Genomic DNA, 17,543 nt, shown 5'->3' with positions numbered 1-17,543 from the left:
ACTTCATCGCACCTTAGATCACCGCCGCAAGCTGGTACAACCACACTCCGGTACAGGTTGGGCCTTACTCAGAGACAGGTCTTACCACACTCCGGTACTGGTCGGGCCTCACTCAGAGACAGGTCTTACCACACTCCGGTACTGGTCGGGCCTTACTCAGAGACAGGTCATACCACACTCTGGTACTGGTTGGGCCTTACTCAGAGACAGGTCATACCACACTCCGGTACTGGTCGGGCCTTACTCAGAGACGTTTTGTTGGGGGAGGGCGTCTTCTTGTGATTATTTAGCGAGTTGGTTTGTTCGCGGTTGGCGATCCGTTACAATAACCGGATGTAGTTAACTGAGCATGGTCAGTGATCGAATATAAATCTGCCGCCTATTACCGCAGTGTTGCAGCACTTTGTTTAGCCGCTGTGGCGGTATTCGCTAATTTGCATTTAATGCAGCCGCTGTTGCCGGAAATTAGCCGTCAATTTGCGTTAACCCCGCTGCAAGCCAGTATTAGTTATACCGTGGCGACGCTGTGTTTGGGCCTGTCGCTGCTAGTGTATGCTGCTTTGTCGGATGCATGGGGGCGCAAAACGCTGCTGTTAGCCACCTTAATTGGCATGAGCGTAAGTACCTTGTTACTCACGCAGGTGCAAAGTTTCAGTAGCTTGGTGTTACTTCGGGCCATACAAGGCTGTTGTTTGGGGGGCTTGCCGGCGATTGCGATTGCCTGGATGGGCGAAGAATACAGTAAGCCGGCGTTAGTCAGCGCGGTGGGCTATTACATCAGTGCCAATTCGTTAGGCGGGATCTCAGGGCGCTTGCTCGCCGGTGGGTTAGCGGATTTGGGGCACTGGCAATGGGTGTTTTGGCCAATGACGCTGTTAGGGACGCTCAGTTGTTATGCGGTTTGGCGCTATTTACCGGCCGCTCAGTATTTTTTGCGTCAACCGTTTCGTTTAAAACAGGCTTTACGAGATAATCTTTATCACTTACGCCAGCCATTATTATTATTAACCTACCTGATTGGCGGCTTAAATTTTTTAGTCTTTTTAAACCAATATACCTACGCCAGCTTTGTGCTGGCGACCACGCCGTTTAATTTAAGTAGCGGCCTTATCGGGCTGTTATTTATAACTTATTTAACCGGCACTTTAGGCTCGGCTTATTCCGCTAAAATTGCCCAGAGGCTTAATTTGCCAGGCGCGATGGCGCTGGGGGTGTTGATTATGATGTTAGGCTCAATCATGACCCTCTTTGCAGGGCTGTTGGGGATGGTCGTGGGTTTTTTTATCAGCGCCTTTGGTTTCTTTTTGTGCCATTCACTCGCCAGCAGTTTTGTCAATCAACAGGCTACCCGCGCTAAAGCCAGTGCCAGTGCGTTATATCTGGTGTTTTACTATATCGGCGCCAGTAGCGGTGGCGTTTACCTGCAACCATTTTGGCAGTGGGCGGCTTGGCCTGGGGTGATTATGGGCTCTTTGCTGATGTATTGCTTAACCTTAGCGCTAAGTTGTTGGCTCTGGCGTTTGCAACGCGCGAAGTTGTGCTAATTCGGGTGCTGTTAAAGGCCGATAGGTGCCCTCGGCGAGATCACCTAGTGGTAAATCGCCAATAGCGATCCGACACAAATCAACCACTTTAAAGCCGAGCGCTCGGCACATATAACGAATTTGCCGATGCTGTCCTTCACTGAGGCAAATTTCTAAGCTGTGTGCAGTTAATACCTTAACCAAACAGGGCTTTGCTTGATATTGATGCGGCCCCACTTGCCATGTTATGCCAGCAGCAAAGGCTTTGCTCATTGCGTCTGCATCGGTAATCGCTTGCTGCACGCGCACCAGATAGCGCTTATGGTGCTGATAACGTGGATGCAGTAAGCGCTGGGCAAGTTCGCCATCATTGGTCAGCAGTAATAAACCGCGCGAGTCTTTATCCAGCCTGCCCACGGCGAAGGCTCGAACCGGTAATTGTGACAGCACCTGCGCAATACTGGCGGGATCAGCAGCTCGATTATTACAATCGATACCGACCGGCTTGTGATAAAGCCAATATTGCCATGCTGGGGCAGGTGCTAAGCTTTCGCCGTTAATCTGGATCTCATCATCAACAGCAACGCGTTGTTGCAATCGAGCCGGCTCACCGTTCACCAACACTTGGCCTGCACTGATCAAACGGTTCGCCGCTTGGCGTGAGCAAAAACCGCGCGAAGCAATCGCTTTAGTGAGAGGAATTCGTGGGTTCATGGTCGAAGGGCAAAGCGCTTGGCAAAGCAGTTAACTAGGGACATCAGCGGGCTTGAGCATCTTGGTTATTAATGGTGGGTATAATAACCCACTGTAATACGTTTTTGGCAGCACTAGATTAAATCTTCGAGAATTAAGCCAGTGCTGTTGAGGCACTGGCCCAAGCATTTATTTGTTGTCAGCACTGAGCCGAGTTGGGTAACGCTGATAAATCAGCGCCACTGCTGCGCTAATGCTATCTTGCGAATGCACCTTCGAGTCTGCGGCTAATTTACCTTCGGTCATACCTTGCCAAATTAAGCGATTCTCGCTGGCATCAATCACATCAATTAGAATCGATCCCACTTTGTAACGATGTGTTTCAACACCGCCAAAAATAGGAAAGCCAAAACTCAAAGCGCTATTGCGACCGAAAAAGCCATAACCGGCGTTAATGCTAAAAGGCGAACTGCGAACATCTTCCCGATTCTCTGTACTGATCTGGTAATTCACTAACAACTGCGGGCTTTGCTCATTGTAGCGATAGCCTAAATCGGTCATTTCGCGAATGATGGCGGCTTTAAAATGTTGCGCTTGTAGCGGATCGTAGCTAGGGGCTGTCGCAGCAGTCTCTGCCGTGTCAGCTGTTTTGGTTTCGGCTGTTGCCTCAGCCGTTTCGGTGGGCTTAAAAAAAGCAAAGGTTTGATATTGTTGAAAGTTAACCGTACGGTCATAGTCAATATTAGCTTGTTTCGGGCTGGCGCAACCGGCTAATACAAGCGTGGTGGTTAGCAGCAATAAGCTGGTTTTTAGCACGTTAACAACAGACATCAGACACCTCATCCGGAAACAAACAGTTTATTGCAGCGAGTTTAGCGCAGTTTATGCACGCCTCACAGTGTAATAATTTAGCAAGCCAAGCTGAACGCAGCCTGTACTTCGTTTTACGCTGCTATCAGGCTGAAGGTTTAGCAAGGCTAGTTAAATTGACTAATTAATCGTTATTTCCGCCATTTAATTAGGATGTTAAAAAACATGAATTGTAACAATTATCTGCTAACTTACTGATTATATTTTTATTTTAGTTTTGGCATAGTGGCTGCAATCATTATCTATAATACGTTTATAGTGCAAGGAATGGAAAAATGCAGGCGAAATTAGCGTTAGTGGCGGTGGTGTTACTCGGTAGCGTAGTTTTAACAGGATGCAATAAGGCGCAAAGTAGCCCGAACAGCACCGCCGCAGCAGAGGTGGCGATCCCAGTGGAAACGTCACGTTCGCGTTTAGGGGCCATCAGTAGCAGTTATCGTACAACCACTACCTTAACCGCGCGGGCTGAAGCCGACATGATGGCGAAAAGCACCGGTATCGTGCAGCAAGTGCTCGTGGAAGAAGGCGATCAAGTTAAAGCGGGGCAATTGTTAGCGGTTTTAGAAAACGAGCGGCAACAACACTTGTTAGCTAAAGAGCGGGCCGAGTTAGGCCGCTTAGAATCTGAGCTGAGCCGAATGCATGAAATGCATCAACGCAAATTAGTCAGCACCGAGGTGTATGAAAAACTAAAATGGCAAGTCTCGGCCATGCAAGCCGGCGTTGCACTGGCTGAACTCAATTTACGAGAAACTGAAATTCGCGCGCCATTTAATGCGGTGGTGGCGCGGCGTTTTGTTAAAACCGGCCAATTGATTAACCAATTGGCGCCAAATTCACTGTTTTATTTGGTCAGTGAAAGTGAATTAGAGGCTGTGGTGCATTTACCTGAGCAACAAATGCTGCAAGCAAAAAGTGGCCAAGCCGCCATACTGAGCTTTGCTGGCGTACCCAGTGTTACCGCCAGTATCAGTCGCGTAGCGCCAGTGGTCGATGCTAGCTCAGGTACGGTGCGCACCACGTTGATTATTGATAACCAAGCACGGCAGTTAAAAGCCGGTATGTTTAGTCAGGTTGAAATCCAATTTGATACTCGTGAGCAGGCACTGTTAATCCCTAAGCGCGCGCTTATTACCTTAGATAATTTAGCCGGTGTGATGGTGTTAGATGCCGACAATAGAGTGCAACGTCGCCAAGTGTCTTTGGGCTATACCGCAGATCATATGGTCGAAGTGCTAGACGGTTTAAACGTAGGCGATCAAGTGGTGGTAGCTGGGCATGCCGCACTTAAAGAGCAAAGCTTGGTTAAAGTGGTTTCTGAGCGCGAATTCTAACAAGGACGTTAATCATGAGTTTGGTCAATACTGCTGTCAACCGGCCGGTTACCGTCTGGATGTTTACCCTCGCAATTGTATTATTTGGTTTAGTGTCGGTTGGCCGCTTAGCGGTGAATTTACTACCTGATCTGTCTTATCCTAGCTTAACGGTGCGTACTACCTATATTGGCGCGGCCCCCGCTGAAGTTGAGCAACTGGTCAGCAAGCCGGTCGAAGAAGCGCTGGGCATTGTCAAAGGGGCCCGTAAAGTCACGTCGGTGTCACGAGCCGGACGCTCTGATGTGGTGCTGGAGTTTGATTGGGGCACCGACATGGATCTGGCGCTATTAGAAGTGCGAGAAAAACTGGATGTACTTTTCTTACCCTTAGATGTCGATAAGCCGTTATTGCTACGTTTTAACCCTAACCTGGATCCGGTGGTGCGGCTGTCGTTGTCTAAAGCCAACATGACCGCAGCAGAGCTGGTCAGTATTCGTACCTTTGCCGAAGAAGATTTACGCCGCAAGCTTGAGTCGTTTAGCGGTATCGCTGCGGTGCGCCCTGACGGGGGATTAAGCCAAGAAATTCAGATTTTGGTGGATCCACAAAAGTTAAGTCAGCTGCAACTTGATATCAGTGTGATCACCCAGCGTTTAAAAGCCGAGAATATCAATTTAGCGGGCGGACGGTTAGAAACCGCGTCTTATGATTATCTCGTCAGAACCATTAACCAATTTGCTGAGCTGCAAGAAATTGAAAACCTGTATTTAACCACGGTTGGCAACAGTCAGGTGCGCTTAAAAGATGTGGCACAGGTGCGCGATGCTTTTGCTGATCGGCAAAGTATCAGTTACATCAATGGCAGTCAGGCCATTGAACTGGCCATTTATAAAGAGGGCGATGCTAATACGGTGCGCGTGGCTGAAGGGTTATTAGCGCGTTTGCCAGAGCTGCGTAAAATGCTGCCGCCAGGCTATCAGCTGGAGGTGCTATCTGATCAATCTCAATTTATTAAACAAGCCATCTCCGATGTGAAATCTGCCGGTATGGTCGGCGGCTTACTGGCGATGTTAGTGCTGTATTTGTTTTTACGAAATGCATGGGCCACCTTGATTATTTCTGTCTCTATTCCGGTTTCGGTCATTGCGACCTTTAATTTGATGTACGGTCAGGGTATTACGCTCAATATGATGAGCCTAGGCGGTATTGCCTTGGCCGTCGGCTTGCTGGTCGATAACGCCATTGTGGTGTTAGAAAACATTGCCCGGCACAAAGAGCTGGGGTTATCGGGGAAAGCCGCTGCGCAAAAAGGCGCCGGTGAAGTGGCGATGGCGATTACTGCCTCTACTTTAACTACAGTTGCCGTGTTTTTTCCCTTGGTTTTTGTTGAAGGTATCGCCGGGCAACTGTTTCGTGATCAAGCCTTAACCGTGACCTTTGCTTTGTTAGTGTCACTGGTGGTGGCTTTAACGTTAATTCCGACCATGGCAGCGCGCAGTCGTAAACAGGTCACTACCGAGGATGACCAAGCCCCCGCGGCTTTGCCGTCATTAAAACCCACGCGTTGGTATCACTGGCCATTATTGCCGCTGCGCTTAATCGGTCGTGGCTTATACCTTGTACTATTATCACTGGTTAGCGTGCTGAGCCTGATTTTTAATCTTATCGCCAAAGGCTTGTATTGGGTGTGTCGCCCGGCTGTGCTTTTGGTGCAATGGTTATTAAGCGTAATAGAGCAAAGCTATCTAAAGGTGCTTCGTGCTGCGCTGCGGGCGAAAACGCTGACCTTACTCGTTACCTTTATCGCTGCAGGGGCTTGCTTTAGCTTACTACCGCGCTTAGGCGCGGATGTACTGCCACAACTTAGCCAAGGTGAGTTTTATGTTGATGTGCAATTACCGGTGGGCTCGGCAATTGAGCAAACGGATGCACTGTTAAAGCAGCTGGCTAAGCAATTACAGCAATATCCGGTGGTCGCGCGCAGCTATGGTTTAGCCGGTACTGGCGCGCAAATGACGGTTGATCCCGCTATTGGCGGCAGCCATTGGGGCCGTTTACATGTGGTGTTAACCGACGAGAGTAGTGCTGCAGACGAGCAATTATTGCAAGAAGAGCTGCGCCGCAGTTTAGCGTTACAGCCAGGGGTAAACGCGCACTTTGACCGGCCGCAGTTGTTTAGTTTTAGCACGCCGTTAGAAATTGAAATTAGTGGTTATGATTTAAGCCAGCTAGCCGAATCGGCAGAGCGCTTGCAGGGCTTGTTAAGTGTCGATCAGCGTTTTACGGATGTTAAATCGAGCTTACGGCCAGGCCAGCCTGAGATTACGCTGTATTTTGATCATGCGCGTTTAGCGCAATTAGGCATGACAGCACAGCAGGTGGCCAAGCGTGTCGCAACCTATATCGGCGGTGAAGTGGCGGGGCAGTTTTCGGTAAACGATCGTAAAATTGATATTCGCGTGCGCTTAGCCGAGCAATATCGGCAATATGAATTACAACTGGCGCAACTGATCATCAACCCTGGTGCAGCCGAGCCTTTGCCGTTAAGTGCTGTCGCGCAAGTGCGCCGTGAAGTGGGCCCGAGCGAAATTACTCGAGTAGGCCAGCAGCGAGTTGCCATTGTCACGGCCAATTTAGCCTATGGTGATTTAGAGCAAGCCACCGATCGTGCCAATACATTGTTACAGCAACTGGTGTTGCCGCCAGGCCAAGTGGTGCAGGTAATGGGGCAAAGCGAAGAAATGGCTCGGGCCTATAGTTCTTTACTGTTTGCTTTGTTACTCGCTGTGTTTTTAGTGTACTTAGTGATGGCCTCGCAGTTTGAGAATTTACTGCAACCCTTACTCATTTTGTTCACGGTGCCGCTAGCGGGAGCAGGGGCGGTGTTAGGTTTGTGGCTCACGGATACGCGGTTATCAGTGATCGTGTTTATTGGTTTAATTATGTTGGCAGGGATCGTAGTGAATAACGCCATTGTGCTGATTGACCGCATCAATCAATTGCGGGCAGAAGGCCAAGCGATGACCGAGGCCATTATATTGGCTGGGCAAAGTCGTTTACGCCCCGTGTTGATGACCACTTTAACCACGGTGCTCGGTTTATTACCACTGGCGCTTGGCACTGGCGAAGGCAGTGAAATTCGGGCGCCGATGGCGATCACGGTAATTTTTGGGTTAAGTTTAGCCACCTTATTAACCTTGGTGTTTATACCGGTGCTGTATAGCTTTCAGCAAAACCGCCAAAGTGCTGTTGTTACGGAGGCGCAAGTATGAACACTGAACAATCTGCCACAGAAAAACCCTTAGGGTTAACTCGGTTAGCCTTGCGTCGGCCGGTAACCATTTGCATGTTTTTTATTTCGCTTCTGTTACTCGGTGGTTTAGCCAGCAGGTTATTGCCGCTAGAGATGCTGCCGGGCATTGATGTGCCGCAATTATATGTCACCGTACCGTATCCTAACGCTAGCCCTGCTGAAGTAGAGCGTTTAATTACCCGGCCTTTAGAAGAAGCGTTAGCGACGGTCAGTGGTATTAAGCGTTTGCGCAGTTTTGCCAATGAAAACAGCGGTGATGTATCGCTTGAGTTTCGTTGGAGCGAAAACATCAGTAGCAAGGGCTTAGAGGTACGCGAACGCCTTGATAGTATTCGGCATTTGCTGCCAAGCGATGTCGAGCGCGTGTTGCTGTTTCAATTTAACACCAGCGATATGCCGATTTTTCAATTACGTATCTCTTCTGAGCGTGATTTGGCGATGGCCTATGATCTGCTTGAGCAGCAAATTAAGCGGCCGTTAGAGCGCGTGCCGGGGGTATCGAAAGTAGAATTATACGGTGTCGAAAAACGCCAAGTCATTATTCGCCTTGATCCCGACAAATTGCGTGCTTTGAATGTCGATGCCAGTAGTTTACTGGCGCAATTGCGTGGCAGTAACTTTTCGTTAAGTGCCGGCGAGTTGCGTAATCCAGAGCAAAGTGTCTTAGTGAAACCGCTGGGTGAGTATCAAGATTTAAGTGAGATCGCTGCTTTGCCGGTACGGCCTGGTTTGCAACTGCGCGATCTTGCCAGCGTTGAGCTTGAGTTGCCTAAACGCCAAGAAGGGCGCCATTTAAATCAAACCTACGCGGTTGGCATGAACGTGTACAAAGAATCGGGTGCTAACCTGGTGGAAGTGGCCGCTGCCGCCATGCAAGTGGTGGCAAAGGCTGAAGCGAACCCGGCATTTAATGGCATCAATTTATTTGTGATGGATGATTTGGCCGACAGCGTGACAACGTCGCTGCGCGATTTATTAATGGCCGGTGCCATCGGCGCTTTGCTGTCGTTTATTGTGTTGTTTTTATTTTTACGGCATTTAACCACCACCTTAATTGTGGTGTTATCCGTGCCTGCGGCTATCGTGATTGCGCTGGGCGCCATGTATTTTATGGGCTATAGCTTAAATATTCTTAGCATGATGGGCTTAATGTTAGCCATAGGTATGCTGGTTGATAATGCGGTGGTGGTTACCGAAAGCATCTTTCGGGAACGTGCAGCAGGCGGCGATATTCGCGCGGCGACCGAGCGGGGGGTAAAGCGCGTTGGCTTGGCGGTATTAGCCGGTACCGCCACCACGGCGATAGTGTTTTTACCGAATATTATCGGTGAAAAGATGCAGCTGACCATCTTTTTAGAGCATGTCGCCATTGCCATCTGTTTATGTTTGGGCATTTCTTTATTGTTAGCCTTAACCTTGATCCCGCTATTAACCACCAAATTAAAGGTGCAAGCACAACCACAGCAAACCGCTTCAGCGCTAGAGCAGTATTATCATCGCGTGCTGACGCTGGTGATGAATTGGCCGAAAACCGCCAGTGTTGCCGCCTTGTTGGTGCTAGCCAGTGCCGGCTTACCCTTTTCACAAATGGGCAGCAGCAATGATGAAGATCAGGATAACAGCCGCTTGTACCTGAATTACAATGTGCAAGGCAATTACAGCCTAGAAGAAGTGCGGGCAGAAGTGTCGACGATGGAAGCGTTTTTATATAGTCGTCAGGCAGAGTATGGGATTGCTTCGGTTTATAGTTATTATCGTGCTGGGCATGCCATGTCGATTATTCTGCTGAAACCTGAGCTTGACGTGCCCTTGGCGCAACTAAAAGAGCAAATTCGTACCGACTGGCCAGCGCTGGTACGCTCGCAACCTTCATTTAGTTTTAGTAATAATAACAATGCGTTGCAGCTGCACTTATTAGGCAGTTCGACCGAGCGTTTATTAAGCTTAGCCGCCGAGATCCAACCGCTGTTACAAAGCTTACCCAGCCTAGCCGAAGTCAGTTCTGACTTGGCAAAAGGGCAACAAGAAATTCAAATTATCTTAAAACGTACTGAGCTGGATCGCCTAAAATTGGCGGCCGATCAGGTGGCGAATGCCGTTGCCTTGGCGCTACGCGGGGTCAATTTACGCACGTTTCGTAGCAGTGAGCAGGGTGAGCTGTTGATCCGTTTGATTTACGATGAACGCATCAGCCAATCACCGGCCGAGCTTGCCGCCTTGCCCGTAGCCGTGGTTAACGGTGTCAGCATTTCATTGTCGCAGGTGGCGGAATTAAAGGTGATGCCACGATTACAGTCGATCCGCCGCTTTGAACGGCAAACCGGTATTGCATTGCAATTAGCATTACAACCCGATGTTAAAAACGAACAAGCACGGGCAGACATTGATCAGTTAATGCAGCAGGTGCAGCTGCCTGACGGTTATCGTTGGTCTTATCAAGGCGGCTTTGTGCAGCAAAACGAAGAGCAGCAAGTGATGATGGTGAATATGTTGCTGGCGCTGGCGATGATTTACATTGTGATGGCGGCGTTATTTGAATCGTTATTACTGCCCAATGCGGTGATCAGCAGCCTATTGTTTTCTTTTGTTGGGGTGTTTTGGACATTCTGGCTCACCGGCACCAGCATGGGGGTAATGGGCATGATTGGCATGCTGGTATTAATGGGTATTGTGGTGAATAACGGCATTGTATTGGTTGATCGTATTAATCAAGATCGGCAATTGCAGCCTGATTTGCCGCTAAAAACCTTGATTGTTGAGGCTTGTACTTTGCGACTGCGGCCGATTTTAATGACGGTATCCACTACGGTGTTAGGTTTAATCCCGTTGGCGTTAGGCGGCACTTCGATTGGCGGTGACGGCCCCAGCTATGCACCGATGGCCTTAGCGATCATCGGTGGCTTGTTATTCTCTACCTTAACCAGTTTGCTGCTGGTACCGTTAAATTATTATGGCTTGATAAAGTTACGCGCCGCTTGTGCGCAGTTGTTACTGCGCAGTCAGCGTTGGCAACATCGCTTATTAAAACGAGCCTAACCTTTAAGCTTTAACTTTGGCTGAGTGGCTGGCGAGCACGTTGCCGACTCAGCCACAGGCCAAATAGGATAATTAAAAAGCTTGAACCGAAGCTACCGCCACCACGATAATTGCTACTTTTGACAATTTGGATATCCTCTGGCCGCGCTTTTAAACGCTCGGTAAAACGCTGTAATTCTGTTTCTAAATTGCTGATCATATCTTCACTGGCTGCAGCAAAGCCAGCGCTACTATCCAGCCGTAGTTCTTCACTTAGGTTAATGGGCGTGGAGCGCCCTTGTATTTGACTGACGCCTGGCGCCCGGAATAACAACTTGCGACTGTCGATGGCATAAACCGCGGTATCCATCAAAGTGCTGGTATCGTTTTTCTGCCCCGACACTAAGTAGGCACCGACCAAGGTCCAATAACTCAGCGCGGCTTTAGAGTCATCACTAAACTGCGCTTGATCAAACGACACTAAGGCGATGACATCGACACCGAACATGGTTTTTAGCTGATCAAGATTGGTAAAACTGCCTTGCGGTCGCAAATAGGCGCTGGGGATCACTTGAATATCACCAATAAACTCACGTTCTCTAAATTGTGCGGCAATGTTATCCAGAATTTGCATCTTAGCCGACTCAGTCAGCAGGTTAGCGCCGGTGTTTTGCCAAGCCCAAGGGTTGTCACCACGCTGATGGCTGCGATCAGCCGGTACAAAGGCTATGCCTAAGCGAATGGGTAATTGTAAAACCGGTGTCGCTGGGCTAATCATCACTTCACTTTCCGTAGGGTATAGGTAATCGACCACGCTACTGCGGCTGCCCATTTGCTGGCTGGCGCAACCGGTTAAACTGCAAAGTAGGGCAAGACTAATGCTGATTTGACGAATTGACAGAGCCATAATAGCGTCCTTTTGGTTGAACAGATGTGCTTAGTCATTAAGCTAGCAGGCAAGTAAACAATGCGCTACCTAAAAAATAAAAGCAGCAATATTTATCGCCTTTAGTAGCGTAATACGCTACTTTTAAGGCTGGGTATGACAATAGCTGAACATCCGATGCAACAAAGTAACGCATTAATTAAAGTGATAAAGCAGGCCTTAAAACAGCATGGCTTAACGTACCAACAGGTCGCAGCCCATCTTGGGCTAACTGAAGCCAGTGTGAAACGGATGTTTTCTCAACAGCAGTTTACGCTGGCGCGCATTGAAAGCATTTGTCAGTTGATGGCCTTAGACTTTACTGATCTGCTGCGTTTATTAGAGCAAACTCAGTGGCAGGTAACGCAACTGACCGAACAGCAAGAGCAGCAGTTAACTGAAGATCTGACCTTGTTAGTGGTGGCCGTATCGGCGTTAAATCATTGGACGATGCAAGACATGCTGCAGTGGTATCAACTGACGCCAACTGAATGTTTGCAAAAGTTGATTAAATTAGACCGTTTAAAGTTGATTGAACTGCTACCGCAAAACCGCATTAAATTAAAAGTGGCCCCGAATTTTAGCTGGCGTAGCGATGGCCCCATTCAACGCTTCTTTCAACAGCAACTGGCAAGCGACTTTATTCATCATCGTTTTAACGGCGAGCAAGAATGCTTGCTGGTGTTAAATGGCATGTTGTCGGTATCGAATAATGCGGTGTTTCAACGCAAGCTAAAACGCCTCGCCCATGAATTTAACGAATTAGTCCAACAAGACAGTCAGTTACCGCTCAGTCAGCGCCATGGCAGTAGCGTGGTGCTGGCGCTTCGCGATTGGCGTTTTGGCGCTTTGCAGCGGTTATTACGCCAAGATAATCTAAGCTAAATGCGCTTTCAGCCAGCGTTCAGCCTTAAGCGCGTAAAACACAGATCAGACCACACTCAGAGACAACTCCGACCACACTCAGACACCGGTACGAGCTCTGAGCTCTGGCCGCACTCTGAGACAGGTTGGACCGCACAGGTTGGACCGCACAGGTTAGACCACACTCAGAGACAGGTCGGTGTTGCTGTGGAGTAATTTACTTAAATAGTGAAGAGGTTTTTATGCGAATGAAAGTATTAGCGCTGATGTTGCCGTTGTTTGGCTTTAGTAGTGTGTTGTCGGCCGCTACCGTGATTACTGAGCAAAACATTAGTCGCTTAGAGGCGGCTTTACCGCAATTGGCGAAAATTGAGCAAGACAGCCCCGCGGAGTTAAAGCGTTTAAGATTACAGCCACATTGCAACTGGCCACAGCATGTCAGTGAGTTACAAGCGAAGGAAAGCGGTAAAGAGTATGTGGCGCAGATGCAACAAATTTTGGCCGCGCACCAGCTAACTCCGGCAGTCTTTTTAGAGTTAACCGCGAAAGGGGCTTGGCCAGTTCTGCAATCGATGCAGCCGATGTTGAATCTGTCACAGCAGTCGTTGCCGTTTTTACCGCAAGCGCAGCGCGATCAAGTTGAAAAAACCTTGGCGCAAACCAGTCATATGCAAAAAGTGATTCAGCCGTGTTTAACCAGTGAAGACTTGGCGGCCTTGCAGCAACACCAGCAGCGCTTCATTAATTTAGCGGTCAGTATGCCAGGCTTGGCGATATAGTTTTTACTGTCTCTCGGCATTTAGCACCGCCTAGCGATGTTGTTCGCTGCTGAAGAGTGGCTTGCCAAGGTCGCGAGGTAATGCAGCATCTCGCCAATATGACTGGCTAAAGTGAGTTAATGAACGGTTGGATTGAGTAGCCTGTTATCCGAGCTGTTATAGTCCAACGGTTCAATATGTACTGTTAATTGCACACCTAAGCTGAGTAATTGCTGCTCGGCAGCATCAGCTAATTGATGCGCACGCTCGACACTCCAGTCACCGGGTACCAGTAAATCCGCTTGCGCAAACGCTTGGGTGGCGGCAGCGCGGGTGCGTAAATGAGTAAACTGCGCCTGGCGATTACCCAGCTCGACAAAAATCTGTTCAATCGTGGCAATTTGCTCTGCAGGCAAGGCTCTGTCCATTAAGCCATTTATCGCCTTGAATAAAATACTGCCGCCTTCACGCAGGATATGCAAGGCCACCAAAATAGCCACCAAGGCATCCAACCAAATAAACCCGGTTAATGCCGCTAACACGACCCCGATAACCACGCCAGCGGTGGTCCAAACATCGGTTAATAAATGTTTGCCATCACCCTCTAAGGCCGGCGATTGATGTTGCTGCCCACCTTTAACCAGTAGCAAGCCCACGGCTAAGTTAAGCAGGCTGGCCAGCACAGTTAGCGCGATGCCGATATTTAAGGCCAGTAAAGGTTGAGGATTGAGCAAACGCTCAACGGCGGTAAACATAATCGCGAGTGCCGCCAGAAAAATCATGCCGCCTTCAAAAGCGGCTGAGAAGTATTCTGCTTTGCCGTGGCCAAAAGGATGTTGTTCATCAGCAGGGCGTTTGGCCAGTGTTACCATCATTAGCGCAAAACTCGCGCCCGCGACATTCACCAGCGACTCGATAGCGTCAGATAAAAAACCCACCGAATCGGTTAAATACCAAGCCAGGGTTTTTAACGCCATGGTTAAAAAACCGGCAAGTAGCGACAGTAACAGCAATTGACGTGGGCGTAGGTATGACATCGGCGCAAATCTTCGAGACAAAAAATCAGTGTAGCCCTGCGAGGCAGTAAAGTCATGCGGCTTATTCGCCTTTCAATCGCACACCCTGTATAATATGCGGCCTTGTAACACTCAGGTGCTGTAATTATGTCCGCGACTACTGTAAATCTTCGTAAATCTGCTCCGGTAGCCCGGATGGCGCCTGAGCGCGATCTGTTTTCTTACCCAAAATACTGGGCCGAATGTTACGGCACCGCGCCTTTTTTACCGATGTCTCGCGCCGAAATGGACAAATTAGGTTGGGATAGCTGCGACATTATCTTAGTGGTTGGCGATGCTTATGTGGATCACCCCAGCTTTGGGATGGCAGTAGTTGGGCGTATGTTGGAAGCGCAGGGCTATCGCGTGGGGATTATTGCCCAGCCCGATTGGCACAGCAAAGCCGACTTTATGCGCTTAGGCAAACCTAATCTGTTTTACGGTGTGTCTGCCGGTAATATGGACTCGATGATCAACCGTTATACCGCCGATAAAAAGTTGCGGCATGACGATGCTTACACCGCCGGTGATATTGGGGGTAAAAGACCGGATCGCGCGGTAATTGTGTATACCCAGCGCTGTAAAGAAGCATACAGTGATGTGCCGGTTATTATCGGCGGTATTGAAGCCAGTTTACGCCGTATTGCGCATTATGATTATTGGTCTGAAAAAGTGCGCCGTTCCGTCATTTTTGATGCCAAAGCTGACATCTTAATTTATGGTAATGCCGAGCGGCCGTTAATTGAAGTGGCCTATCGCCTTGCCAGTGGTATTCCGGTGGCCGATATTCAGGATGTGCGCGGCACTGCGGTGATCCGCAAAGAGCCTCTGCCGGGCTGGCGCGGCGTAGATTCCACTGCCATCGATAAAATTGGTAAAATCGACCCTATCCCTAATCCTTATGGTGCCGATGATGTCGGTTGTAGCAGCTATTCTGAATTTGCTAAGGCCGGTATTGATCTGAGCAAACCGGTTGAAGAAGAAGCTAAGCCGATCATGGTGCAAGCACCACGGCAAAAACCGTGGGAGCTGACTTACGTTAAGCTACCAGCGTTTGAGCAGGTGAGTGTGAATAAGCCGTTGTATGCCCATGCCTCACGTATTTTGCACCAAGAAACCAATCCGGGCTGTGCGCGCGCCATTATGCAGCGTCATGGTGATCGGCATATCTGGGTTAATCCTGCGGCTTTTCCGCTGAGTACCGAAGAGATGGATCTGGTGTTTGGTTTGCCCTATCAGCGTATTCCGCATCCGGTGTATGGCAAAGCCAAGATCCCTGCCTATGAAATGATTAAAACCTCAGTGAATATCATGCGAGGCTGTTTTGGTGGCTGCTCGTTTTGTTCTATCACTGAGCACGAAGGCCGGATTATTCAAAGTCGCTCGAAAGAGTCGATTATGCAAGAGATCAAAGACATTCGCGACAAAGTGCCAGGTTTTACTGGCGTGATCTCCGATTTAGGTGGGCCCACGGCCAATATGTATCGCTTAAATTGTAAAAACCCGAAAGCAGAGCAAACTTGTCGTCGACCTTCTTGTGTCTATCCGACCATTTGTGAGCACATGGATACCGATCAAAGCCCGACGGTAGAGTTGTACCGTGAAGCGCGTAATATCGAAGGCATCAAAAAGGTGCTGATTGCCTCGGGTGTACGATATGACTTGGCGGTAGAAGATCCTAACTATGTGAAAGAATTAGTGCAGCATCATGTCGGCGGTTATTTAAAAATTGCCCCTGAGCATACCGAAGAGGGCCCACTAAGTAAGATGATGAAGCCGGGTATGGGCGCATACGATAAATTTAAAGAAATGTTTGATCGCTTTAGTAAAGAAGCGGGCAAAGAGCAGTACCTGATCCCGTATTTTATTGCCTCGCATCCTGGCACCACCGATATGGATATGGTGAATTTAGCCTTATGGTTAAAAGAGCGTGATTTCAGATTAGATCAGGTACAAAACTTTTATCCAAGCCCGATGGCCAATGCCACCACGATTTATCACACCGAGATGAATTCGCTGAAAAACATTAATAAAGCGAATAAAGAAGTGGTGCCGGTACCCAAAGGTGAAAGGCAGCGCCGTTTACATAAAGCCATTTTGCGTTATCACGATCCAAAAGGCTGGCCAAGTATTCGCGAAGCGCTGACAAAGATGGGTTTACAGCATTTAATCGGCCGGGGCAAAGACTGTTTAGTGCCACCGGAAAGCAAAGACGAGCAACAGCGCAAACCTCTACGGGGGGGGAAACCGGCGTTAACGCGGCACACGGGGTTAAACCCAGCGGCCAAAGCCACGCGCGCCGATAATACGAGCAAGCCTAAAGCCAAACACAACGGCCAAAAGCCTGCTACGCCAGCTAGCACTCATGGCCCGACAGCGGTAAAACCAAAAGCAAAGCGCCCACATAACGGCAAAGCGCAACGCGGTTAGTCTTGAACAACCAAGCGTCTGGCACACACTAGGCGCTTGGTTATGATAATAAAACCGTAGCAGGGCTCGCTGACAAAAACCGCGGCTTTAGCTTCATTAACTTAGCGCATGAGCATATGAAAAGACTGTTCTTTGCACTGCAATTTTCCCCAGCGCAGCAACAAGCTATCCTAACGTATCAGCAGCAGCTGATAGCGCAGTATCCTGATGCGCGAATTGTGACTGCGGATAACTTTCATTTAACGCTGTTTTTTCTTGGTCAAGTAGACGGTGAGCAAGAGCCGTTTATACTGTCTGCGGCGAAGACGATTGCGCCAATTGATATAACGCTCACTTTCGATAAATTGGGCTATTTCGCCAAACCTAAAATTGCTTACTTAGCGCCCAGTGTTATTCCTGAACCTTTATTGCAGTTACAACAGCAGATCACGCAGTTGTGTCAACAACAAGGCTTTGAGGCGCAGCACCCCGAATTTAAGCCGCATATCACCTTACTTCGAAAAGTGGATCACGAGAAGCCCTTGCCGGCCTGTGCGCCATTAGTACTTAGGATAGGCCGATTTGCCTTGTTTCATTCAACGCAAATTGCCGGACAACTGCGTTATGTGCCACTGAATAAATAGCGTGATGTCAGATTCAAGCTTATTCAGTTTCAGTTGTCCGACCACACTCAGACACCGGTCATACCAGTCTCAGAGTGTGGTCCAACCTGTCTCGGAGTGTGGTCCAACCTGTCTCGGAGTGCGGTCAGAGGTCAGAGCTCTTACCGGTGTCTGAGTGT

12 protein-coding genes are annotated in these 17,543 nt (G+C 49.0%); 8 read left to right on the top strand and 4 right to left on the bottom strand.

The features are described 5' to 3' along the window. Window positions 1–356: 356 nt before the first annotated feature. The gene (locus tag LMJ53_RS00605; protein ID WP_229584312.1) at window positions 357–1,544 is read left to right on the top strand and encodes an MFS transporter; all 1,188 of its coding nucleotides are present in this window, start codon (window positions 357–359) and stop codon (window positions 1,542–1,544) included. Here LMJ53_RS00605 and LMJ53_RS00600 read toward each other — a convergent pair. Next, on the bottom strand, window positions 1,500–2,237 hold the full coding sequence (locus LMJ53_RS00600) for a pseudouridine synthase (RefSeq protein ID WP_229584311.1): 738 nt from the start codon (window positions 2,235–2,237) through the stop codon (window positions 1,500–1,502). The two genes, LMJ53_RS00605 and LMJ53_RS00600, sit on opposite strands and share 45 nt — an antisense overlap. Before the next feature lie 168 nt (window positions 2,238–2,405). Continuing rightward, complete coding sequence (locus tag LMJ53_RS00595; RefSeq protein WP_229584310.1) at window positions 2,406–3,047, bottom strand: DUF4136 domain-containing protein; 642 nt, start codon at window positions 3,045–3,047, stop codon at window positions 2,406–2,408. A 314-nt stretch (window positions 3,048–3,361) separates the two neighbouring features. Between LMJ53_RS00595 and LMJ53_RS00590 the strand changes: the two genes are divergently transcribed. The 3 genes from LMJ53_RS00590 to LMJ53_RS00580 are packed head-to-tail and all read left to right on the top strand — an operon-like array spanning window position 3,362 to window position 10,751. Then, window positions 3,362–4,420: an efflux RND transporter periplasmic adaptor subunit gene (locus LMJ53_RS00590; protein ID WP_229584309.1), complete on the top strand. Its 1,059-nt coding sequence runs from the start codon at window positions 3,362–3,364 to the stop codon at window positions 4,418–4,420. A 14-nt stretch (window positions 4,421–4,434) separates the two neighbouring features. Then, on the top strand, window positions 4,435–7,674 hold the full coding sequence (locus tag LMJ53_RS00585) for an efflux RND transporter permease subunit (RefSeq protein ID WP_229584308.1): 3,240 nt from the start codon (window positions 4,435–4,437) through the stop codon (window positions 7,672–7,674). Then, complete coding sequence (locus LMJ53_RS00580; protein WP_229584307.1) at window positions 7,671–10,751, top strand: efflux RND transporter permease subunit; 3,081 nt, start codon at window positions 7,671–7,673, stop codon at window positions 10,749–10,751. The genes LMJ53_RS00585 and LMJ53_RS00580 overlap by 4 nt, the downstream gene beginning before the upstream one ends. Window positions 10,752–10,761: 10 nt before the next feature. Here LMJ53_RS00580 and rhlP read toward each other — a convergent pair whose 3' ends face one another. Next, window positions 10,762–11,637, bottom strand: coding sequence for a rhombotarget lipoprotein (gene rhlP, locus LMJ53_RS00575; protein ID WP_229584306.1), 876 nt, complete (start codon window positions 11,635–11,637; stop codon window positions 10,762–10,764). 135 nt (window positions 11,638–11,772) lie between these two features. On the opposite strand from rhlP, the gene LMJ53_RS00570 reads away from it, so the two are divergent. Both LMJ53_RS00570 and LMJ53_RS00565 read left to right on the top strand, forming a co-directional pair. Further along, window positions 11,773–12,540: a helix-turn-helix domain-containing protein gene (locus LMJ53_RS00570; protein WP_229584305.1), complete on the top strand. Its 768-nt coding sequence runs from the start codon at window positions 11,773–11,775 to the stop codon at window positions 12,538–12,540. A 221-nt stretch (window positions 12,541–12,761) separates the two neighbouring features. After that, on the top strand, window positions 12,762–13,298 hold the full coding sequence (locus tag LMJ53_RS00565; RefSeq protein WP_229584304.1) for a hypothetical protein: 537 nt from the start codon (window positions 12,762–12,764) through the stop codon (window positions 13,296–13,298). Between the two features lie 116 nt (window positions 13,299–13,414). Here the strand turns inward: LMJ53_RS00565 and LMJ53_RS00560 are convergent, their stop codons facing one another. Next, window positions 13,415–14,314: a cation diffusion facilitator family transporter gene (locus tag LMJ53_RS00560; protein ID WP_229584303.1), complete on the bottom strand. Its 900-nt coding sequence runs from the start codon at window positions 14,312–14,314 to the stop codon at window positions 13,415–13,417. A 174-nt stretch (window positions 14,315–14,488) separates the two neighbouring features. On the opposite strand from LMJ53_RS00560, the gene LMJ53_RS00555 reads away from it, so the two are divergent. Further along, window positions 14,489–16,762 (top strand): YgiQ family radical SAM protein, encoded by a 2,274-nt coding sequence (locus LMJ53_RS00555; RefSeq protein WP_229584575.1) that lies wholly within the window; start codon window positions 14,489–14,491, stop codon window positions 16,760–16,762. Window positions 16,763–16,878: 116 nt separating this feature from the next. After that, window positions 16,879–17,385, top strand: a complete 507-nt coding sequence (gene thpR, locus LMJ53_RS00550; protein WP_229584302.1) for an RNA 2',3'-cyclic phosphodiesterase — start codon at window positions 16,879–16,881, stop codon at window positions 17,383–17,385. Window positions 17,386–17,543 lie beyond the last annotated feature (158 nt).

The organism is Rheinheimera sp. UJ51, from assembly GCF_020819615.1.
In the GTDB taxonomy this organism is placed as follows: Bacteria; Pseudomonadota; Gammaproteobacteria; order Enterobacterales; family Alteromonadaceae; genus Alishewanella; species Alishewanella maricola.
The sequence above is the reverse complement of the archived record's forward strand: the minus strand, read 5'-3'. Positions and strand labels throughout refer to the sequence as shown.